Source organism: Chitinophaga tropicalis (genome assembly GCF_009758205.1).
Lineage (GTDB): Bacteria > Bacteroidota > Bacteroidia > Chitinophagales > Chitinophagaceae > Chitinophaga > Chitinophaga tropicalis.
The window spans coordinates 1-20,898 of the sequence record NZ_WRXN01000013.1 but is presented as its reverse complement, the minus strand read 5'-3'; the positions used below and the strand labels follow the sequence as shown (position 1 = coordinate 20,898).

Below are 20,898 nucleotides of genomic sequence, written 5' to 3'. Positions count from 1 at the left end.
GACATTCATCTTCTTTTATTTGTGCACCACATCTGGAACAGATGCAGGTTGGATGACCAGCGTCTGGCGACATTGTAAAGACCTGATCCGTAGATAATACCTCTATCATTTCAAAGAATTTTGGTTAAAAATTAAGTACAAGCATGGCTGCATCACGCGCATGGTTGTTGGTTCTTTCCTTCCAGCCGGATACGGATGCAAACCAGGTAGCATTTACCTTAGTTTTATTTTTCTTAGGTGGCACCAGCTGGTAGGGAATACCTTTCTCTTCCAGGAAGTCCTGCCAGATACCGCAGTCTCTCTTTACACTGCCTGCGCCTTGAATACGCTTCTGTGCGCCGTCGCCGAACCAGATATGTTGACGTGCGTCCTCCAGGCGGACCAGAAGAGCGCCTGCTACTACTATCTTCAATTGATCCTGCAGCAGCTGCATGGCTACGTGGATCTTCATGCAGGACACCTGGTCGAAGGCCTTCTTTTGCCTGTTCCAGATAGCTATCCCTGTATTCACACCGGGATCTATTCCGATAGCATACTGCACTTGCTGCCGCTGTGGTACAGCTGCCGTAGATTTAGCCTGATAGCCATTTACCTGCAGGTTAGCTATATCTTTTATTGTCCATTTCTTGCTCATTTACATACTATTAAAAGGGTAAATCTTCTGTGTCATCGTCGGTATCCAGAGGCGGTGGTGGGCTCTCTAACGAAAACCTTTTATCCGCAATACGTTTACTTATGTATGAACTTGTACGCTGAGTGTCTGCAGCTGTGCAGGGGTCAGAGAATTTCTGTATAGATAGATCCGCATCCAAGGGAATAGTGGCCAGCTTACCATTACGATGCTTCGCTATTTTCACATCAACCTTTCCCCGAAGAGCTGGATCTACTTCAGAGGCCTCCTGCTGGTAGTCAGGCCTGCTCAGGAACATTACCATGTCAGCATCCTGCTCTATCGCTCCAGATTCACGCAGATCACTCAGTACTGCTCCTCCTTTCCTCTTCTCTACCTCACGGCTGAGCTGTGAGAGTGCCAATATCGGGACATGCAGCTCTTTTGCCAGGGCTTTCAGGTCTCTGGAGATTTTACTTACTTCCTGTTCACGCAGGCCTGGTTTACCTTCGCTGCTGCCGGCAGACATTAGCTGCAGGTAATCTATGATGATCACGCCTACACCATGGTTATACACAAGTCTTCTGGCTTTTGCGCGCAGCTCAAAGATGCTCAGTGCAGGGGTATCGTCAATAAAGACCCCTTCCTGGAGCTTATTGATATCGCAGGCCTCCCATATGTTTTCTAGCTGCCAGTCCGTTAAATTTCCCTGAGTGATGTCGTCCAGACTTACTCCACTTTCTGCAGATATCAGCCTGCAGGTGATCTGTAAAGTGCTCATTTCGAGACAGAAAACTGCCGCGTTTGTTGGCTTTATTGTGTTCATTGCGGCATTTCTGGCCAGGTTCAACGCAAAAGCGGTCTTACCTACTGATGGACGTGCTGCAATAATGATAAGGTCTGTATCCTGCCAACCATGCGTTACATTATCCAGTGATGGGAACCCGGAGGGAACACCGGTTATCTCTTCGTCAGATTGCATCCGCTCTTTGATAATCTTCATTGCGCTATTGAAGGCGGTTCTGAGCACCTTAAAGTCCTTTCTCAGATTGCCATCGTTCAGGGAGAACAGCTGCGCCTCTGCTTTGTCCAGGCTATCAAAGACATCACTGGTATCTTCGAAAGCATCGTTCACTATCTCTCCTCCTATCCGGATCAGCTCACGCTGCATGAACTTCTGTACTATGATACGGGCATGCGCCTCTATATTCGCAGAGGATACCACCTTATTGGTCAACTGAGTGATATAGTAAGGCCCTCCTACCAGTTCCAATTCCCCAGCCTTGCGGAGTTGCTCTACTACTGTAAGAATATCAATCGGCTGATAAGCCTCAGATAGTGTAAGGAATACCTGGTAGATAGTCTTGTGCGCATCCACATAAAAGCATTCAGGTTTAAGAATGCCGATGATGATATCCATAGCCTGTTTTTCCAGCATGCAGGCGCCCAGTACTGCTTCCTCCATTTCCTTTGCCTGCGGGGGAATCTTACCATACGCCAAAGTTTCAACGCTGCGCCCGGAGTCTGGCTTCCTCCTCCAGTTTTGCCCGCTTTTTGAGATATTCTTCTGTTGCTGATTCTGCATTGTTTTGCCCTTCAGTTTTCTTGTTATCGTAATTGCCCTCCAGCACTTTCAGGTAGTTGGAATCGTTCTTAATCAACCAGTCAAACCCAAACCAGCTACCGGTTAGCAGGAAGTCTGAGGTTTTCGCCTTTCGGAGGATATTAGGAAAATCAAAGTCCTTTTCTTTAATCCGGACAGAGAAGTGCTGCTTACGCTTTTTACTAATGGCTGTGATCTTCGGTAGAGAATGTTTACTGGCGAAGAAGTTCCAGAAGTCAGCATAAGGCTGAATAAATTCAGGGTGATACTGACGGATAAAGTGAAAGATATCTTCCTTCGTTTTTTCCAGCTGCTCGTATTCCTTCTGCAAATCTTTACCAGGATCCAAGCTCACCACCGCAGGTGGTACCGGTGGCAACACCGGAGTTTCAGCTATAGTTTTCTCTTCTTCTATTTCCTTTACTTTACTTTGCAGATTATGCCGCGGATTTTCTTTGTTGTTCCGTGGATTAATGGAATTGTTCCGCGGAAGAATTGTTTTTTCACCAGTTAAGTGAATGTTTTCCCATCTTTTTAAGTCATTCTCGTCTCGAGTAATCAACAGATAACCTGGTACCATTTCTATTATTGTACCCTTACGTCTACGTTCAGCAGTGGCATCGAGGTATACTTCCTGCATTTCGGCGCTGGTCAGTACATTGAACATGTCATACACCCCCTTGTCAAACAGGGAACGCCTGACACACCCACGTATCACTTCCTCCACTTGAGAGACCCGCTTTTTGCAGACCTCTGAAGCAAAGAGTTCCAATGCATCTTTATCATTACAGTCAAAGTAATATCCTTTATCCTCGTAAGATCTTGACAGGATACATTGCCAGATCCAGTACCCGGTCTCCTGAAATTCATTATACAGGAGACGGACTTTTGTATTCCGAATGTGTTCACACTCCATCCGGTAATATTTGATTCCTGGCTGTACCTTTCTACCCATTAGAATAATTCCTTCTGTTGTGATTCTTTGATTTTTCCCTCTTCTTTAAGTAGCTTATCAAGCTGTCTTTCATAGTACTTTGCCTTTTCCAGATCTACACTGGTCTTGAAGCCGAAGTACCTTTTCTGGTGATGCCTGACTTTCTCGGCTACATTTAGCAGGCGGTCCAGGCGTTTCTGTAGTGTGTCTGTATCCATGGGTTAAATATTAAACAGGTCAATAATCTTACTTACCACTTCCATTTCCATGTCGTCACTGGATCCGGTGACAGCGTTAGCGGTCTCCGCCTTCTCCTGTATTATCTCAAACAGTCGTTCGTCAATAGTATCCTTTCCGAGAAAGTAGCCGGCCATTACACTATCATTTTGACCAATACGATGACATCGATCTTCACACTGCACGCAGTCTGCCGGATGCCAGGGGAACTCTACGAATCCAACCCGGGAGCTGGCGGTTAACGTATGGCCAACACCACCCGCCCTAATGTTTAGGATAGCTACCTGGCAATTGGGATCTTTCTGAAAACGGTCTACAGCAGCCTGCTTTTGTTGGTCAGAGTCACGGCCGGTGATAGTCATAGAGCAGGGGAACATTCTCTTTAGTTCATCAACTATCTCATGAAGATTGCAGAACAGGACGATCTTTTCTCCTGCAGCCAGAATATCTTCAACATATTCCTTTACTTCATTCAGCTTACCACGCGCTGAGATCTGCCGGAGGATGCCGATCTTCACCATGATCTCACCTTTCATTTTACGAGCAATATCAGCATCACTGCAGCCACTGGCTTTCAGATAAGAAGAGAAGTCCCTAACGGCCTTGTTGTATTCATCCCGGGTAGCGATATCACATTCAATAATCTGCCGCTGCTTAGGAGGTAGATCCTTTAGTACCTCTTTTTTCTCACGTCTGAAAAAACAATGCTTACGCAGCAGGTAATTCAGTTCCTTCAGGTTATTAGCGCCACGGCCACCCTCGCAATACCTATCCAGGAAGCCCTTCTTTCCGCCGAACAGATGCAGCCTGTTGATGATCGCCAGCTGAGGCCAGAGATCTTTGGGTTTATTCACCACCGGTGTACCAGAGAGGGCAAAGACATGCTGCTTTTTATGAGTGATCCGCAACGTGAGCTTACTTGTAAGTGTGTCTTCGTTCTTACAACGATGACTTTCATCAACAATCACTGTTGAGAAAAGATTCACAGTATCTCTCATTACATAACCACTACTGTGCCCATTACTCTTACCCCTTAATTTCTCTGGCATCGATACGACGAAGAACTTCTTCAGGCTTTCGTAATTCACTATGAACACATCTACCATGCCTACCTTGTAATACTGATGCCAGGTGATCCTGGTTTTATCATCCAGGATCATGGCTCTTTTATCTGTGAATTTCTGCCACTCACGTTGCCAGTTTAGCTTCAAAGAGGACGGACAGATCACCAGGCAAGGGAAGGCGTTCAATGCAAGTACAGAGGCTATGCTTTGAATGGTTTTTCCCAAGCCCGGCTCATCTCCGTTCAGGCTACTACCGAAGATCATGTTTTGAGCTACACCTTGCCCCTGGTAGGGACGTAGGATTGCCTTTATAGGCAATTCAACGCTCAGCTCAGGCATTGGCGAAAGTTCTCCGATCTGCTCAGGAGTTGCCGCACTGGCCAACAGGATCTTTGCACGATGAGTATCGCGGAGTTCATACACGGCGTCTTTAAAGCGAATGGGCACACGCCATATCTTCTTTTCCTTTTCCCATTGCCTCCCTGGGAGTGCCTTGACGGCTACCATGTTCCGCTTGAACAGCTTCCCGAAAGGAAAGGAGATGTGAAATTCAGTTGCGTGCTCAATTATCTGCATCTTCCCTTTCTTCTTTTACTACAAAGTGTGTAATACCGTACAGTTCCCTTTTTTCCAGAACGGTAGCACTCTTGGCGATGTGGGCTTTTGCATGTTCGGCTGTTATACAAAGACTATCGAAAAGCTGCCTGGCTAAGGTGGTGTTATTAAAAGAGATACCGTACTTCGTGCTTTTATACCGCAGCTTAAAGCCTTTACTGGCTTCTTTCCCTGTCAGTTTTTCAACGTACCAGCAATCTGGGTTCTCTTCGTCCTGTAAGAGTTGGATTGAGTCACCCTCTTTTAGGTTAAGCAACTCTCCAGCCGCCTGGTTAAAATTGAATACTCCTGATTTAGTATTGATGCTCAGTGTAGGAGTAGTCAAAATACGGGTAATGGTGTTTGCCACATTAAACTCTTTCAGTTTCATGATTTATTATTTAAAAGTGAAGAAATACCTTTTGAGAGAGGGGTTTCATTCTTGTCCTTTTGTTTGGCAAGTTTCTTTTTGGAAGCAGGCTTCGCCGGTTGCAGCTCCTCTTTCTGTTTCTGTAGCTCGGTGATGCGGTCTTCAACACGCTTTGCCCTTTTAATTGCTATCTCTTCCTGTTCCAAGAGAACTTTGTTTACCGCATCAGGTTCATACTGCAAGGCGAGGTTATGTAAGGCAAGGTCATCGCCGCCAACAAATCGGGAACCACCATTGCCTATGAGTTTATCCAACATAAAGGAGCGTAGCATATCATAAAGGGACAGTATGGTCATGTCCTTGAAGTACTCTACCAATTCTGGCTTACAAGTATAAACATCGTAGCCACGTATTTCCTTTGGTTTCAGTGTACTAAACATTTTCACAATTTCCCTCCTGTAGGATAATGAACCAGCTTGCCATAAAGATATCGAAGCGGCAACTATTTCCGCCCGCGACAATTCAGGCGTGAATGTATTAACCGCTCGCACCTCTTGAAAGGAAGAGGAGTTTAAAATCGTTTCCTTTATTATAGCATGCACCTTCTCAGCATCCAGTTCTTTCGCCCTTTTCTCACGCTCCTGCAGACGAGTAATCTCAGTGTCAATATCTGTTGTGGATATTGATTCCCCTGCTTCCAATGCCGCTTTAGCGGTCTTTACCTGGCCTTTATCCTTCAGCTGTACATATATATATTTCCCTTTCTCACTTCCGGTAAGAACAAATGCCTTCTTGAATTTGCCGGAAGACATCTTCTTATTGTATTCAGCCAACTTTTTATCATACTGTACCTGCAGCTCACTAAATTCTTGCTCAATGTCCTTCTCAGTTTTATCGCCTTCCTCCAGTTCATATTCGTATTGTTCCCTCAACTCCAAAAGATCAGGCTTCTCCGGCGCATCAACGGAGGTATAATCATCATATAGTTTATAGATAACACTACCCTCATCCTTTAATTTCTTCGCCATTCCATCAATGTTGCCATAAGTGTTGTGCGCCAGTATAACAGACGGGTCTTCCAAAGCAGTTTTTAACTGGGATTCAAAGTGTTTCTTATTTTTTTCATGGAAACACGATACGTTCATACACCGCGGCGCCTTCTCTTCCTCCGGGAAAAGGACAGATACAGCGGTATTGAAGTTACAGGATGTGCATGCGCCGGCCTTTTCATTCAATGTAATATCTGTAAGATCGAAAGCGGCCTTCTGAAGCTCACCCCTGTAACCATCAACATCCCAGGTATCAATTTTTATCCATGACCCGGGATGACACTTCTCTACATTTTTAGACTTATAAAGGGAATCCTGTGCTTGTACAGGTAACTGAAAGATCAGCATGGCGTCTTTCAAGGCTATGTGATTAGCAAAGAAGGCTTTCTGCCAGGCCTCTGTAAGGTCGTTGAGTTTCAGGCGCTGACGCACATAGAAGTCGCTCTTACCTACCCTTGCCGCTATCTCATGTACAGAGAATTGCTTGTGATCCAAGAGGGATTTGAAAGCAACTGCTTCCTCCATGGGATGCACATCCTTACGTTGGAGGTTTTCAACGATCTGCAGTTCCAGGGCCTGTTCATCCGTAAGCTCCCGGATCACAGCGGGAATAGTATTCCGATCCTTGTAGAGCGTCATGACTGCAATTGCTGCCCGGAACCTTCTTTCCCCACAGACCAGGAGGTACTTGTCTTTTAATCCGCTGGGATTAGGGCGTACCATAACAGGTTGCAGAATACCATTAATGCGTACCGAATCAGTTAGTTCCTGCAGGGCGGTTTCGTCAAAAAATCTGCGCGGCTGATTCTCATCGGCCATAATACTTTTTAAAGGAATGTTTTTAAAGTCTGCCATTATAATTGCCTTTTATAAGTTTTGCTATATGTGACGGATCGCCATGGAAGTCCGGGCGATGCCAATTATCAAAAGCCTCCATCATCGTCATCATCTTCTTCTCCATGGGCTTGAACCAGCTGTTTAGGTTGAGTCTTCAATATTTCCTGTATGTCCCATATCGTAATGGGCTGCTGTTGTAGCCTCCCGGCCATCGCGGTTGCAGTGCCCTCATCTACAGGGTGTATACAATACACAGCAGATGAGGCATAGAAACGGGTAAAACCGGGTAAATAACGGCCCCCTGGATTTCCAGAGCAGGCATCAACCAGCTTTATTTCCGGGACATCTACCCGTAGCATATTAGCGCCAGCAATGTTTTGTTCAGTGCATTTACCTGCTATCTTCTGGTGACCCATCAGTTCGATGATGCACCACTGTTCGAATTTTTCCGTAGTGTTCATATTGCTATACTTTTAAGAGAGCCGGTGAGCGGATTCGAACCACTGTGATCTGGACTGCAGCCAGGCGCCTTGCCCCTCCACCACACCGGCATCCTTGTTAAAAAACCTCATCTTCCTCTATTCCTCTAACCTCTCCGTCTACACCAACTTCGAAGTTCAATTCCTGCTGCTTGGGAGGCGCCTGCTTGCCTTGCATGTACTGCTCGATCTCCTCTACCGCGTTAAACACAGCAACGTGCAGCTCATTAACGAAAGGGTAATCGCTCTGCCATTTTACAACAGGTGTCTCCAGCTTGCCATTTTCGTAGTTGTCAAGTTGTTTCTGGCCAATAAGCACAACTCCCTCGTTTTCGCCACTTCCAACGATTTTAAAAGCATTAACACTAAACTTTGAAAGCATCACTGCCAGTTTATCCTGTCCAGGATCATCCAGGTCCAGATCTTCAATGAGCTCCGGCAGGTTGTCAATGTCTTTTATCTCCTCCGGATTGATCTCTTTCCAGATCACGGCCAGGTGTACATCCAGATCGGAAAAAGCCGTGATCATATCCTCATGCACCGGTACCTGGCTTTTCCTTTTGATGTTGTCTGTAGTATTGGCAGCTACAGTATGATCATATTCATAGTGACAGAACATGTTGTCCTTGAGATACCCTGCCCTGATTTCAATTTCCTGGCCTCCCAGCTGCTTTTCTACGAGCTTTTGCAGGCGCTCCTGGGTGTAGCTGTTAACCTTCTTTTTCGTGCCTATATCGGCTTCTTTCTTTCTACCCATTACTGTTACTGTTTTTAAGGTGAATGACAAATTTTTTATTAACAGGGAAACGGATGCCAGCAGTACTCTCTACAATCCATATATCACCATGTTCCGCGATCAGATCCACAGGCTCTCCGGTCCTACAGTATATGATCGGCTTCCCACCATGATGGAAGTTGCTATGCTGCTCTTTCGATACAGCGTATGCCATCGTCCGTGTACCGGCCGTATCCATACTATGCTTTGTAATAGGCCTGGAAGCGAACAACGTTGTCATACTCAGGAGATTTGATCAGGCCATCACCGCGGCCGGCCAATGCCTCAGCACCCGGTTCATCCAGGACAACCATGGAGTCGGTTGCTTTAGGTACCCGGAAGCAGATCTGTACAGGAAAATTGACCTTTGCATCCCCAGTGATCACCTTAACTGATGCACGTTGAGTCGCTGCTGCTATCCTGATACCGCAGGACCGCCCTTTTTGCAGAAGGATGCGAAGGTTTTCTTCCAATGGCTTATCAGTCCCTACATATTGTCTCACCGTTTTAGGCATGCCTAAAGCATCGTATGCTGTGACTGTTTCGTATACATCGAGGTCTTTACCTGACCTTGCATTCGCTACGGCATCAGCAAACTCATCAAACACGACCAGTGTCTTCTCATGCTTACCGCTCCGTACCAGCTCGTGCATGTGGTCCACCAGCTTCTTCATCGTTGCTTCTATCTCCTCCACCTCGTTCACTACAGCAATACCTTTGGCCTGGTAGTTTAAGAATTCGTATTTGGGATCCAGTATAACAATGTTCTGAATACTGGCTTCTATCGCATATTCTATAATCGTGCGTACACAAACAGACTTACCCGATCCGGTAGCACCGCAGATCAGAGCGTGTGGAGTAGAATGGTTCTGCAGGTCCCATACAATCTTGTTGTTGAAGTTATCCCTACCCAAAGGGATCCGATAATCAACCAGCTCAGCCGGATCAAAAAGGAGATCCGCAGTACGTTTTTTGGCAATCTCCACGGACAGATATGATTTGCCTTCATGGATCACCATATCGCTGGAAAAACGGACAGTAGGAACGTTTAATGCGTTCGCGATATCGAGGCGGTACTTATAAACAGAAGCTACTTTTACACCTGCGGATATCTCCAGCAGGTAAGTATTGCTTGAATAACCTTCGAAGGTGTGAGCACAGCGGGCGATGACGCTGAAGCTACGCAGTGCATGTTCGATCTTTTCTTCCTGTGTCATTTGTTTATCAGATAAATCGTATTGAATAAATTTTTCTGCATTCGCTTTGAACTGCTTGATAACAGTAGGAGGAACAACCTCCAGTGAGGAATCGCGGATCTTCTTCAGGCGCTTGGCCACAAGCTCCTTCTTTGTTTCTTCCACGTTGAAGTCATCTACCTCACAGATCATGGTCCGGGCCCAGAAGTCGTACAACTCCGCCATGTCTACCAGGTTGTCTGAGTTATTAATCAAGAAGACATAATCCGGATTAGACACAGCTTCTATCATCCGCTTCAACGGTTCGTAAAGAAGAGCCTCGTAAAGGCGCCTGGTGTTCCCATCTATGGTAACGGGAAATTTGCTTACCTGTGGGGTCTTATCTTTGTTCTGCGAATACTTGTTCTCAACAAACCAGACTTCAGTTACCTGCAGGCCTGTTCGGGCTTCGTATACGAGAACATATGTGATGGCCTGCACGCCGATGGATAGTGAGAGTTCCTCTTCGGCGGTAAATGCGTTCTTGGACTTGTGGTCAATAACAGCGATACCTCCTGACTTTGTCCTAACAACAAGGTCTATTTTCGCGTTGCAGGGTAGTGGTATGTCCACACCGTTGACAGTGAGGAATTCCTCACAGCGCACTTCCACATCGAGGATCTCTTCAATGTCATCCTCATAGACTTCTTTTTCTGTGACAAAGTTCTTCAGGAGTGATGATACAATGGTAGTTGCCTTCTTTGCGCAGACCTCAATCGTAGGAGTTGTCTTCTGGAGTTTCCACCTATTAGCGTCCAGGTTGTCGATGTAAGCAAAGGCGCAGGCCTCAAGCTCTACCAAGTCAAGGGTCTTACCCTCACTCTTCTGCATGAAGTAGCACTGCAGAGCCTCATGATAGGCATTACCTGCGACGGTGGTAGCACTCTGGCGGGAATAGATACCATAGATATGCTGCATCTCGAACGCCTTCTCGTTACGGGCAAAGCTGCTCACCTTTGAGTAGCTCCAACTGTCAACCAGGAAGTGACTGAAAAGTTCCTGGTACTGTTCGGGGGTGTATGATTTATAAATGCTTTCCATGATCAGGGGAGATTTACGGGTGCTATTTGTCCGTCAGGGTTCCTGATAGAATCCTGTGGGGTTTCATCTGCCATCTTAGCCTGGCGCTCATATTCCTCAGCAGACTCCTTACACATATTCTTATGAGACTCCAGCTTTTTCTTCTGAGCAGGGGTGAGGGTGTTCCAGATGGCAATCACACCAGCCAAGCCGAACTCACAAGCCATCAGCATTTCAGACTTTAGTTTTGTAATCACAGGATCCTCCTTTTCGCCGGTATTGATCCAGTCAATGATCTTCTTTCCCGTTGCCTCTCCCAGGTAACCAGATCCGGTACCAAAAGCACTACGCAGGAATTCAGGTATCTTCAGGAACTTCTGTGTCTTACCCTCATTCTCCATCAGCAGAGAGGCTGTCATCTCAAACATGAAGTTTTTCTCACACACCGGTTGGATGCCCAGGGATACTGGTTCTTTTGGATTTTTGAAGTCTGTTTTCTCCCGGGCTCGGAGACAGCAGATAATATTCATTGTGCTCTGCAGGAGCGTATTCATAAAGGCCTTGTGCTCTCTTTTTGCAAGTATCCAGTTAGGCATATTGCTTTTGCCCATCTTGATGTTGGCTATATCATCTACGCCACCCTCACCTTCCCACTCATGAGATACACTGTCAATGACAAGTACCTTCACACCAGCTTCCTGGAATTCTTTAATCGCATCGCGGTAACGGCTGGGTGAGAAAGGGGGATACAGATCGCCGATCATAAACTCACCATCCAATATGTCCGCGTAAAGTGATCCCCTTTTGTTTTCGGTATCCAGGAATCCTATCTCTGACGCCTTAGACACCATTCCCCTGGCTATCTTCAAGGCCGTATATGTTTTGCCTGACCCGGAGACACCAGCGATGCCTATTATCGCTTTACTCTCCCCCCTCTTTGCAAGCCTGATATTTAATATTCCCATATCTTTGAGGTTTAATTATTGCTTTTCGCCGGGCTGCTGATCTCAGCAGCCTTTTTTGTTGAGGTTAATAAGATCTCTCTTCGCCTGAATGGCTGACTGCATTCTCTTCTCTTCCTGATCCTCATTATACCTGGTCCACATAACATCATGCACAATTACACTGCATGCGTTCAGCTGGGAAATGGAGTAAGAGTTGTCGATCATTCCATCCAGTGTATTGATCATTGTTTGTCTGTCTACTTTCTTTTCCATCGTTTTGTGATTTAACCTCCCGGCCTTTTACCGGGAGGTGCTTTCTGAATTGGTAACTAAATGCGGGCTGGGTTACTAGCACATAGGCGGTAGTTTTTTGTTGTTAGACCTGCAGCAACATTGCTCTGCCTTTTACGCCCTGGTCCGGTCTCAGGTGCAGGATTTAATCCGGATTTAAAAAGAGTGCTGGTCTTACTCCAGCAGTCCGATTATGCGTCCGGCAACGAGGTTGTTTTGGTTCCTCAACCTAAAGCCCTTCGCCCAACCTATCCAGTTGTACTTCCTGGAAAACACAGTACCGACAAAAGGTCCTGTTTGCAACCAGTTCGATTAACCGGTACCGAATCTTTCGGTTGAGCTTTCTTGTGTGTTGGTGTAGACGGGAGGGGAATCGAACCCCTATGCCGTGAAGCGCCAGATCCTAAGTCTGCTGTGTCTGCCATTCCACCACCCGTCCGGATCAGCCCCGAAACATGCAACGGGGCTGATTACATTGTCTAACCAGGTCAACTACTCTCCTTTCTATTCTCCTTCTTCGTCCTCTTCCTTAGCTTCCTGGTCTTCCGGGCCAGCAGCAGTTACTTCTTCCGCAGGTACAGCCGTTGCAGTTGCTTCATCAGTGATTTCAGGCTCAATAGCCGGGGCGTTGTTTACTTCTGTCATTGTTTGTACAGTTTTACGTGATTAAGAAAAAATATCTGCTCTCCCTGCGGGGCTCGAACCCGCGACCTTTAGTTTGGGAAACTAATGCTCTGCCAACTGAGCTAAGAGAGACGCCACTTACCCCCCCAAAAGAAGATACAGGCGCCTCATCTGTCTGAGTAGTAGTCGTATTTCCAGGAAAGAACTTTTAGCCGAACCGCGCTATCCGGGAGGTGCCTGTAATTATTTTAAGAAGGATACATCCAGATTACCTTGTCTCCGTCATCATGCACTTTGCATCCTGGATATTCCTTAATGATCCTGCGAAGGAGTATATAGAAATCAGCTGATTGAATAGTAGTCCCATTCAATGTCTTTTCTGCAGTACTATAGGTTTGTGATAAGCTATTCATGTCTTTCGTTTTAAGGAGGCCAGCGCTGCGATCAGCACCGGCTCTTTCATCCATTGTTTGTTAACCCCAAAAATCTTTACCATTTAATCTTCAGCTCAACTAATGCGCCCTCTACATCCAGCTCTGGATCTTTGAATCCATTCTTTTCCGCGCTCTCCAATACGTTCCTGGCAGCTTCCTGCAGATCTCTGTTGCACCCATCGTAGCGAAGGGCCATATCATTCAGAATATCTGAGTAAATTTTTGCTACTTGTTCTTTTGTGTACATAACTAAAAATCTATTGTGGTTAAAGAATTAGCTTGAAGAAGGCCGGGCAGTGAGATCAGAGCCCGGTACACTTACGCTCCTATCCTATGATCCTATGAAAATCTCCGTTCTATCCACCCCACACACATCTTACCTGCGAGAACGGCTATGGCGATCTTTACTATAGTTATTGCGATGATCATTTTTCCAGCTTTGGTGGCGCAACAGACCAAGCAGTACGCCAAGTGTGATAAAATACAAGAGGATACCTCCGGTGACATTAATCCAGTTCATAGCGTTGCAAAAGAGTTGACGTTCACGTAATCCTCACTGATCAACTTCAGCAGCTGGTTGCTGTAGTACTTCTTCACCCGTTCATATATCTGCTGCCACCTCCGCTGTTCGCTGCGGAATTCATAGATACTATGACCGAAGCCGTCATATGCGCGTCCCTGTGAGGTAAGGCGGTTGACTGCGCAAAGATTCCTGTTAGACATAGCCTTTGCAGTCATGGCTAAGTCCAAGATCTTAGCGCACTTTTCGTGCTGCGTTTTTGATTGTGAATTGGAAAGTCTCATAGTAAAAAGTTTAGTGTTTGATAGATCTGAGCCTGTTAGCTAATACCTTACTAACCTGTTCCTTTGAAAGAGGCGTCTTCTTACACCCCCTCTCGGGGAGCGGAGCAGAGACCTGCTCCAGCTCTTTCATCAGTTTTGTAGCTTCTTCCTGCGCAGCCGTGATAGTTGCGCTTAGTATTGTTAATCTCTGTTGTATGTTTTTAAGCTCCATTCGTCACATTTTACAGGCAATAAGAATCCCATTCAGCGTATTAGCGCTGCTGATTGCTCTGAACAATATTGATAGTAAGATTAGCTATTAGTAGGGGCTGTGGTTGCTTTGTTTTGCTTCTCGAGGATTAGCCGTTCTGCCAGATCTATGATATTCTGATTCCAGTACTTTGAATCACTATTCAATGCGTTCCTAACTGTCTGGTAATGATAATCGCATTCTGCCTCTACATCTTTCATAGTTATCCTGTACTCTTTGAGCATCTTAGCCATACGGGATTTTTCCCGTTTCCTTTCCTGCGTACTAACTGCGATGATCATTTTGCGTATATTTACTGTCATTTTTATAGTCAAAATGACTATAACTTTGTGATAACAATACAATATTACAGATATTTCTGTGAAATCACAAATAATTTGTGGAATTATTTTTTTATGGTGGAAATTTTACCGCATACTGAAAGATTCATACTGATTTTCAATAGATTAAAGAATGAGAAAAAATTGCCTAGCAATAGCGCGTTAGCAGCAAAACTTGGTATGGGAAGCGGAAATACTCTCACAGAGATAAAGAGTGGGCGCCAAAATATCAGCATTGAATCAATACAGAAATTCTGTGATCTCTATGGAAAAGCTAATGGTTTTTCCATGGAAGACTTTATCGGCAAGATAGGCGATACATTTAATCCAGACGATGAAGCAAACTGGGAGCGCGCTAAAATTATTAATCTTGAACAGGAGGTTGCTGATTTGAAATCCTTGGTTTACAAATTGCTTGGTCGGAATCGGTCATATGATGAATGTCTCGACGATATAGAGAACGGGTCCAAGCGAATTTTAAATGATCTGCGTCGGTCAAATAAGGGTAGAGGTTAGATTTCTCATTAGAGCCCTCGATGACATTCTCTTTCTTAATAGTAGTTCTTTTCATAACAATAAGATGGTTAATAGGTGTTAGGACCTGCTGATTTGTACTGTATGGGCCGGCGGGTATGTTTGAGGAAAGGATCTAAAATTCCTGTTCCAGTACGCAGCGTATCGGCGCAGACAAAGTGAGTTAATAATTTAATTTCAGTAATGTGGTTTAGGACCTGGAAGCATAGGATTGGCTACAGGTTTCCAGTATCTATTGATAGTCTATTGATAGTCGCCCCTTATCATTGCAAGTATATAAATTTCTGATTTACAACCCCGTTAACTATTTGTTAACATATTAAACCAAAAATACACCGAGACAATGAGAATACGCTGTATCATTTTATTCATTTCATTCTTTCTACTTTTTTCTTGTAGCAAGGATGGAGGAGCCCCTGCTGATAACTTAATTAACATCAGGTATGAGATCAAATCAAATACAGAGTTACCATTCACAGACGCTGTATTCTCACAATCTGATAATAGAGGAAACATAAAGGACGTTCGTGAATTTGGAATGAAAGGAGATGGAACATTTTTTAAGGAGGTTCAATTGCCTGAAGGCGGTGACGCCAAAGTTGTAGTGAGGCATAGAGATAGTGATGATTGGTATGCTCAAATACTATCAGCAAACGGTGAGATCCTGATTAAAGGAAAACCAGAGTTCTCTGACGGTATTTACTACGTCAGCTTAACAGTTCGTGTTAAAAGATAAAATCCCAATTGAATGGTAGAATACTTCTTAATAATAACAGTATCAATCGCTGTTATCATCGCCCTCCGACGCATCTTTTGGTGGTATTGGGGGTTGAATGATATCATAAAAAATCAGAAAAAGCAAGAGTTGCTTTTAGAACTACTGTTATCAAAACAGATAGGGGATCTTCCCAAGGTAAGGGTGCTGGAGAAATCTACCGGCACAATTAAAGAAATATCTATTGATGGATGGGTCGACCTACAGCATCGGTCTCCCGATAAGTTTGAGCGAGTTTGAACAACATGACCAAAATAAAACTAAAAATAACAGACGAACGGATGCTTCTGCTGATTGAATGGGTAGTGGCACAGGATAATGAGGGGTGGCCCAACAGCCAAAGTGAATTCCTGGATCAAATTGGAGCATATGCAGGCAATGCAGGCAAGCTCCGTAATGGTGTAAGAGGCTTCACTGTTGATCAGATTCTGGCTGCAGCTGAGCTGACAGGCGCTAACGTTAACTGGATATTCGGCTTTGAAAAGAATATGTTCCGGGAGGACAAAAAGCAGTCCCCTTTGGATCGTTTAAAAGCCGCTGTAATTGAAGTAGAAAAGGAGTTGCAGGTGAAGAAGCGCCGTTGACGAAACGGTTAACGGGACCTGCAAGATCGCAGTGCAATACTTTTTTTATTTAATATTTAAATAGGCTACAATCAAGATACCAAGGGATAGGGCTGGATAGAGCAGCTGCCTTCTAAGCAGCAGGTCATTGGTTCGAATCCAATCCGGTTCACGAAAGAAGCTTCACTAAAATGTGGAGCTTTTTTTATGCCAATTATTTTCCGCTTTTTACAATGTCGCCGTTTTTATAGAAGTCTTCAAGGCTGATCAGGTTACGGTCAGGCTTTTATATATTTGTAGATGCACGAAAAGTTAATACAGGTTATCAAAAAAACGGTAAAGCTTGCCGATACGGACATAGCGCTGTGCGAACAATATTTTGAACCTGTGCTTTTCCCCAGGAACAGAATCATCGAGGAAGAAAATCATATACCACGGTACTTGTATTTTATCGTGTCAGGCTATGTGCGGCTTTTTGGACATAATGATAATGGTGATGAGGTCACCTCGCATATTAATTGTCCGCCGGGATTTATTACTTCCTATAATCATTTTATCAACCAGACAAGAGCAAGCGAGAATGTAGACTGTATTACTGACTGTGCCTTGCTACGTATTACTAAAAAGGACCTGGATGCACTCATCCTTCAAAGCAGCGCCGTGAAAGATTTCAGCATCTATGTTTTTCAGCAATCGCTGGCCTACAATGAAAACCGTTCAAAAGAGTTTGCTACGCTGACAGCAGAACGGCGATACCAGAAATTAATTGAAAACTACCCTGACATATTGCACAATGTGCCATTACAATACATCGCTTCTTTTTTGGGCATGAACCCAAAAAGCCTGAGCCGAATCCGCAGACAGCAGATTAAGTAACATTTGTGAAGTAGAATTACCTGGCCAATATTGAGTTTTGTGTCATCATCAAATCTTAAAAAAATGACAACACAAAATTTAGCATTGGTTACAGGCGCCAATGGGCACCTTGGCAACAATTTGGTAAGGCATCTTATTAGCAAAGGCATTCCGGTGAGGGCTTCGGTCCGAAATATAAAAAACAGAGAACCGTTTGCGGGGCTGGACTGTGAAGTGGTGCAGGCCGATATTGCCGACAAAGCTTCTCTTATAAGAGCACTACAGGGCGTAGAGGTTTTTTACGCAGTGGGTGCTGTTTTCAGGCTTTGGGCTAAAGACCCCAGGAAAGATATCTACGATGTGAATCTCCTGGGCGCAAGAAACATTGTGGAAGCCGCGAAGGAAGCGGGGGTTAAAAGAATCGTGTACGTCAGCTCTATCGCTGCGCTTAACTATACCACTTTACCGACCAGGGAAAGTTATGGATACAATCCCGACAGGCGCAACTGGTATTACAATTCCAAGAACGACAGCGAGGAGCTGGCTTTTAAGCTGGCGAGGACCCTTGGTGTTGAATTGGTGACGGTGCTTCCGTCGGCAATGATTGGAAGCAGGGCTTTCGGGCAGCTGAGCGTTTCCTATAATATTCTTGATCTGATCCTGAAGAATAAGATACCCGTTGAAACAAATATTACGCTGAACTGGATAGATGTAAAAGACGTGGCAGATGGCTGCTATTTAGCTGCTACAAAGGGCAGAAATGGAGAACGTTATATCCTGGCCAATGAGCGGTGTACTTCCATTAAGGACACGACAAAGATTGCGCAGGAGCTATTCCCGGCGAGGAAAATAAAATCTCCGGGGGCTGTTCCGAAGCCGTTATTGTACGCAATGGCATGGCTGATGGAAGTGATCAGTAAAGTAAGTGGTAAGGCTCCTTTGCTGTCGGTTAATGATGTGGCTATGTTTTCGGGGTTGCAGCAGGATTTTGATATTTCGAAAGCGAAGGTAGAGTTGGGGTTTATGCCGAAGTCGTCGGTGGTGGCGGTGAAGGAGGCAATGTTGTATCTTGAGGCGAAAGACAGAGTATGAGCCTGCATTTTAATTTTTTTCATATACACGTTTGACTTTCTTCTCCGGCCAAGGGGCAACGGGATATTAATCCATATATCACTTTGACTGGCGGCTTAATGATATAGACTATCCCGGGAATGCTTCGTCAGATCATCCTAAGCTTCTAACAATATTGATTTTATAGATCTCACCTGGTTGGGGACGAGGTGTAATATAAAGGGGAGGCGGTTAGTAATCGCATCCCCTTTCATAATAATATTCACTTATTCCTACGGCTATTCCCAACGGCTTACGTTGGGCAATTGGATAGCCTGCCTAAGTTGTAAAGGTAGGCAGCATTCCAGGTCGGACGATTTCCCAGTTGAGCGCTTCTATCCTCTCGTTTTTATTTACTCTTCTCTCCCCTTCATCATTAGTATCTCTGTTCTTATTTCCTTAAAATCTTCATCAGCTAATACCTGGTCTAAGGGAAATTGATAATATGCTTCACTAAATACAGTCTTACATTCTTTTAAAATTGCCAGGCATTTATCCCGGTCACCTGATTTCAGGGCAAGTTTAGCCAGTCCATAATAAGGTCCTGCATAATATCCTTGTCCCAGCTCCTTTGCCAGCAATAATTTTTCCTCCGCCTCCTTAAAAATATCCGGTGCATTAAAGTTATAAGCCAGCCGCGCATATTCAATCAGAAGCTCACCCCAATAGATATTGATCGTATAATCTAATTCATGCTCAGACATTCCTGAGAAAATGGTTTTCCCCTTCTCAAACAATTCGATCACCTTGCTCTGATCCTGTTGACCATGATAAATAACTGCCATAGCCTTTAATACATTAGTAGCATATACGGGAAAAGTCCAGGTGGCAGGGTTAATATCCTGGCCCTTCATGAAATATTTTAACGCCACTTCGTAGTATGGTAAAGCTCCGTCGTTCAACTGGCTGGCTGCTTTTGAGAAAGCAGTACCCAGCTGATTCAATTCTTCCGCATTACCTGTTTCGATATTCACTAAAGCACTCAATAAGGTAATTACCTGTGTGGTGATTTCTTGTCTACAAACAGAAGAGATATAATCATATTTACGGTCAGCTATTCTTGTCAGTTCGTTTGACCATTGCAGGTATATGAACGGATCTTTTTCGGCCGATGGATGAAGCACTGACGCAAGTTTCTCTATAAAGACAGTATGCCAGTACTGGCTTTTAGGGAAGGGCAAGCCCAGTATACTGAAGCTGTCGTAAATCAGTGTCAGGTGAAACGGACTTGTATAGTTTGATAAAGCGCGTTCAAAGTAAGCTAATACAATTGTAAACTCATCATCTGTAAATTGATGGTTGATCTTTATTTTATCCAATAAGATATTAACGAGCTTACTGTTAAGTTCAAAGGAGTCCGGTTGATCTTCCAACGCCTTCAATACCTGCTGTGCGGCTTTTTCTATATAACTGAGTTGCTCATCCTGGTTGCTCTTTAATTCAGCCAGCGCCTGATAGCAATCAGCTTTTCCCTCATAATAAATCCGGGACGGGTTAATCTCTTCAGCAGCCGTTAGCATATCAAGCAGGGAAGAAAAAAAAGGATCCGGTCCTTCTTCCATGATCACTTTACCGCAAGTAAAATCAAAGTACCAAACAGAGAACAATTCCAGCCAGGCATTGGCCAGTTCCGTTTTATACTGCTCAATATTATGCGGCTGCAGGCTTTTCACAAAAGCTGCCAGCTTTATCTCATCCAGGCCCGCTGTTATTTCCCGTAATTGCGTTTCAAACGCAGCTCTATCCATTGTGAACGCTATTATACCGGTAATCCTTTATCCTTTCTCCATGCCTGTTCTGCAACCGGATCAAATACGGGTGCCCCGGCCTGCGCTGCGTTACGAATAAGATTAAAGTTAACAAAGGGACCACCTCTGTCTAATACACCCGGATCAAAAAGCTCCGGTTGATCACCATCCAGGAAATCCGGTTCTATTGGCCAGCCTTCGCCACACATGATCAGGGCATCAATTTGCTTTGACGCCTTTGCCGGCGTATGCGGATCCAGCAATACACCACGTGCAGTGAGGGTTCCACTCACATCAAAGCTCGCGCCCCCATCCCCCCAGGTACCTACAACAAAGCCATTCAATGTGGTATCATCTTCAATTGCCAGACGTGCACTGCCTGAGAAGAAAAGATTATCAGCCTGCAATTTCCCCAGAACCACCAGTGTGCTTACACGCTCTTCAGGGGTTTTACAAATAATAGTTCCTTTTATTTTCACATCTCCATCAATGATAATGGCCCAGGGATCTTCATCGAGAATAAGATCACCATCCATCTGCAATGGGCCGGTTACATGTCTGATTGAAACCGGCTCGTCATTCAGCGATGCAGTTTCTTCAAACCAGTTCCACCAGTATTGTTCACCGTATTGCTCCTTTAATTCATCCATTGATCTTTGTGTACCGAAAGTCATCATTCAAATATTTAATTTATTTTCTCAGTTGCAATTCTATTGAGTAGGAAGGTAGGGATTAGTTCCCTACCTGTCCCCTCTAGCCACCGTACGTACGGTTCCGTATACGGCGGCCCATCAGAATAAAGCATTGGGAAGGGTACTTAACTCACATAGAGATAGGTA

Annotated in this window: 27 protein-coding genes and 4 tRNA genes; 7 read left to right on the top strand and 24 right to left on the bottom strand. The window is 44.8% G+C overall.

Annotation, left to right across the window (positions count from 1 at the left end; genetic code table 11):
• Positions 1-124: 124 nt before the first annotated feature.
• From GO493_RS24045 to GO493_RS23940, 22 genes are all read right to left on the bottom strand, one after another.
• Entirely contained in the window at positions 125-634 is a 510-nt protein-coding gene (locus GO493_RS24045; protein WP_198315820.1) for a RuvC family protein, read from the bottom strand.
• 10 nt (positions 635-644) lie between these two features.
• Positions 645-2,195: a replicative DNA helicase gene (gene dnaB, locus GO493_RS24040; RefSeq protein ID WP_157308784.1), complete on the bottom strand. Its 1,551-nt coding sequence runs from the start codon at positions 2,193-2,195 to the stop codon at positions 645-647.
• Positions 2,116-3,129 (bottom strand): DUF4373 domain-containing protein, encoded by a 1,014-nt coding sequence (locus GO493_RS24035; RefSeq protein ID WP_157308783.1) that lies wholly within the window; start codon positions 3,127-3,129, stop codon positions 2,116-2,118. Before GO493_RS24035 ends, dnaB begins: the two co-directional genes overlap by 80 nt.
• Positions 3,130-3,167: 38 nt before the next feature.
• Positions 3,168-3,365, bottom strand: a complete 198-nt coding sequence (locus tag GO493_RS24030) for a hypothetical protein (RefSeq protein ID WP_157308782.1) — start codon at positions 3,363-3,365, stop codon at positions 3,168-3,170.
• A 3-nt stretch (positions 3,366-3,368) separates the two neighbouring features.
• Positions 3,369-5,024 carry a DEAD/DEAH box helicase gene (locus GO493_RS24025; protein ID WP_157308781.1) on the bottom strand — a complete coding sequence of 552 codons (1,656 nt, stop codon included), beginning with the start codon at positions 5,022-5,024 and terminating at the stop codon, positions 3,369-3,371.
• A complete protein-coding gene (locus GO493_RS24020) occupies positions 5,011-5,433 on the bottom strand; it encodes an SH3 domain-containing protein (RefSeq protein ID WP_157308780.1) in 423 nt (140 codons plus the stop codon). Before GO493_RS24020 ends, GO493_RS24025 begins: the two co-directional genes overlap by 14 nt.
• The gene (locus tag GO493_RS24015) at positions 5,430-7,316 is read right to left on the bottom strand and encodes a ParB/RepB/Spo0J family partition protein (RefSeq protein WP_157308779.1); all 1,887 of its coding nucleotides are present in this window, start codon (positions 7,314-7,316) and stop codon (positions 5,430-5,432) included. Before GO493_RS24015 ends, GO493_RS24020 begins: the two co-directional genes overlap by 4 nt.
• Positions 7,317-7,384: 68 nt before the next feature.
• Positions 7,385-7,759, bottom strand: coding sequence for a hypothetical protein (locus GO493_RS24010; RefSeq protein ID WP_157308778.1), 375 nt, complete (start codon positions 7,757-7,759; stop codon positions 7,385-7,387).
• A 19-nt stretch (positions 7,760-7,778) separates the two neighbouring features.
• Positions 7,779-7,849 (bottom strand) — tRNA-Cys (locus GO493_RS24005).
• A gap of 7 nt (positions 7,850-7,856) precedes the next feature.
• Positions 7,857-8,534, bottom strand: a complete 678-nt coding sequence (locus GO493_RS24000; RefSeq protein ID WP_157308777.1) for a hypothetical protein — start codon at positions 8,532-8,534, stop codon at positions 7,857-7,859.
• Positions 8,527-8,793, bottom strand: coding sequence for a hypothetical protein (locus GO493_RS23995; protein ID WP_157308776.1), 267 nt, complete (start codon positions 8,791-8,793; stop codon positions 8,527-8,529). The genes GO493_RS24000 and GO493_RS23995 overlap by 8 nt, the downstream gene beginning before the upstream one ends.
• A complete protein-coding gene (locus GO493_RS23990) occupies positions 8,753-10,828 on the bottom strand; it encodes a DNA translocase FtsK (protein WP_157308775.1) in 2,076 nt (691 codons plus the stop codon). Before GO493_RS23990 ends, GO493_RS23995 begins: the two co-directional genes overlap by 41 nt.
• Before the next feature lie 2 nt (positions 10,829-10,830).
• Complete coding sequence (locus tag GO493_RS23985) at positions 10,831-11,772, bottom strand: AAA family ATPase (RefSeq protein WP_157308774.1); 942 nt, start codon at positions 11,770-11,772, stop codon at positions 10,831-10,833.
• A 42-nt stretch (positions 11,773-11,814) separates the two neighbouring features.
• Entirely contained in the window at positions 11,815-12,024 is a 210-nt protein-coding gene (locus GO493_RS23980) for a hypothetical protein (RefSeq protein ID WP_157308773.1), read from the bottom strand.
• 376 nt (positions 12,025-12,400) lie between these two features.
• A tRNA-Leu gene (locus tag GO493_RS23975) sits at positions 12,401-12,481 on the bottom strand.
• A 65-nt stretch (positions 12,482-12,546) separates the two neighbouring features.
• On the bottom strand, positions 12,547-12,687 hold the full coding sequence (locus GO493_RS23970) for a hypothetical protein (protein ID WP_157308772.1): 141 nt from the start codon (positions 12,685-12,687) through the stop codon (positions 12,547-12,549).
• Positions 12,688-12,725: 38 nt separating this feature from the next.
• Positions 12,726-12,798: transfer RNA gene (locus tag GO493_RS23965), tRNA-Gly, on the bottom strand.
• A 116-nt stretch (positions 12,799-12,914) separates the two neighbouring features.
• Positions 12,915-13,079: a hypothetical protein gene (locus GO493_RS23960; RefSeq protein ID WP_157308771.1), complete on the bottom strand. Its 165-nt coding sequence runs from the start codon at positions 13,077-13,079 to the stop codon at positions 12,915-12,917.
• 76 nt (positions 13,080-13,155) lie between these two features.
• Complete coding sequence (locus GO493_RS23955; protein ID WP_157308770.1) at positions 13,156-13,347, bottom strand: hypothetical protein; 192 nt, start codon at positions 13,345-13,347, stop codon at positions 13,156-13,158.
• A gap of 269 nt (positions 13,348-13,616) precedes the next feature.
• Entirely contained in the window at positions 13,617-13,838 is a 222-nt protein-coding gene (locus GO493_RS23950; RefSeq protein ID WP_232539022.1) for a hypothetical protein, read from the bottom strand.
• Between the two features lie 76 nt (positions 13,839-13,914).
• Entirely contained in the window at positions 13,915-14,115 is a 201-nt protein-coding gene (locus GO493_RS23945; protein WP_157308768.1) for a hypothetical protein, read from the bottom strand.
• A gap of 80 nt (positions 14,116-14,195) precedes the next feature.
• Positions 14,196-14,435 (bottom strand): hypothetical protein, encoded by a 240-nt coding sequence (locus tag GO493_RS23940; RefSeq protein ID WP_157308767.1) that lies wholly within the window; start codon positions 14,433-14,435, stop codon positions 14,196-14,198.
• A gap of 114 nt (positions 14,436-14,549) precedes the next feature.
• Between GO493_RS23940 and GO493_RS23935 the strand changes: the two genes are divergently transcribed.
• The 7 genes from GO493_RS23935 to GO493_RS23905 all read left to right on the top strand — a co-directional run bounded on the left by GO493_RS23935 (position 14,550) and on the right by GO493_RS23905 (position 18,293).
• Positions 14,550-14,990, top strand: a complete 441-nt coding sequence (locus GO493_RS23935) for a hypothetical protein (protein ID WP_157308766.1) — start codon at positions 14,550-14,552, stop codon at positions 14,988-14,990.
• A gap of 361 nt (positions 14,991-15,351) precedes the next feature.
• Entirely contained in the window at positions 15,352-15,744 is a 393-nt protein-coding gene (locus GO493_RS23930; RefSeq protein ID WP_157308765.1) for a hypothetical protein, read from the top strand.
• A gap of 12 nt (positions 15,745-15,756) precedes the next feature.
• Positions 15,757-16,023, top strand: a complete 267-nt coding sequence (locus GO493_RS23925; protein WP_157308764.1) for a hypothetical protein — start codon at positions 15,757-15,759, stop codon at positions 16,021-16,023.
• 41 nt (positions 16,024-16,064) lie between these two features.
• Positions 16,065-16,367: a hypothetical protein gene (locus tag GO493_RS23920; RefSeq protein WP_157308763.1), complete on the top strand. Its 303-nt coding sequence runs from the start codon at positions 16,065-16,067 to the stop codon at positions 16,365-16,367.
• Positions 16,368-16,451: 84 nt separating this feature from the next.
• Positions 16,452-16,518: transfer RNA gene (locus GO493_RS23915), tRNA-Arg, on the top strand.
• 128 nt (positions 16,519-16,646) lie between these two features.
• Positions 16,647-17,222: a Crp/Fnr family transcriptional regulator gene (locus tag GO493_RS23910; protein ID WP_157308762.1), complete on the top strand. Its 576-nt coding sequence runs from the start codon at positions 16,647-16,649 to the stop codon at positions 17,220-17,222.
• A 63-nt stretch (positions 17,223-17,285) separates the two neighbouring features.
• Positions 17,286-18,293 carry an NAD-dependent epimerase/dehydratase family protein gene (locus GO493_RS23905; RefSeq protein ID WP_157308761.1) on the top strand — a complete coding sequence of 336 codons (1,008 nt, stop codon included), beginning with the start codon at positions 17,286-17,288 and terminating at the stop codon, positions 18,291-18,293.
• A gap of 371 nt (positions 18,294-18,664) precedes the next feature.
• On the opposite strand, the gene GO493_RS23900 is transcribed toward GO493_RS23905, so the two are convergent.
• Both GO493_RS23900 and GO493_RS23895 read right to left on the bottom strand, forming a co-directional pair.
• Complete coding sequence (locus tag GO493_RS23900; protein WP_157308760.1) at positions 18,665-20,059, bottom strand: hypothetical protein; 1,395 nt, start codon at positions 20,057-20,059, stop codon at positions 18,665-18,667.
• 11 nt (positions 20,060-20,070) lie between these two features.
• A complete protein-coding gene (locus GO493_RS23895; protein WP_157308759.1) occupies positions 20,071-20,736 on the bottom strand; it encodes a hypothetical protein in 666 nt (221 codons plus the stop codon).
• Positions 20,737-20,898 lie beyond the last annotated feature (162 nt).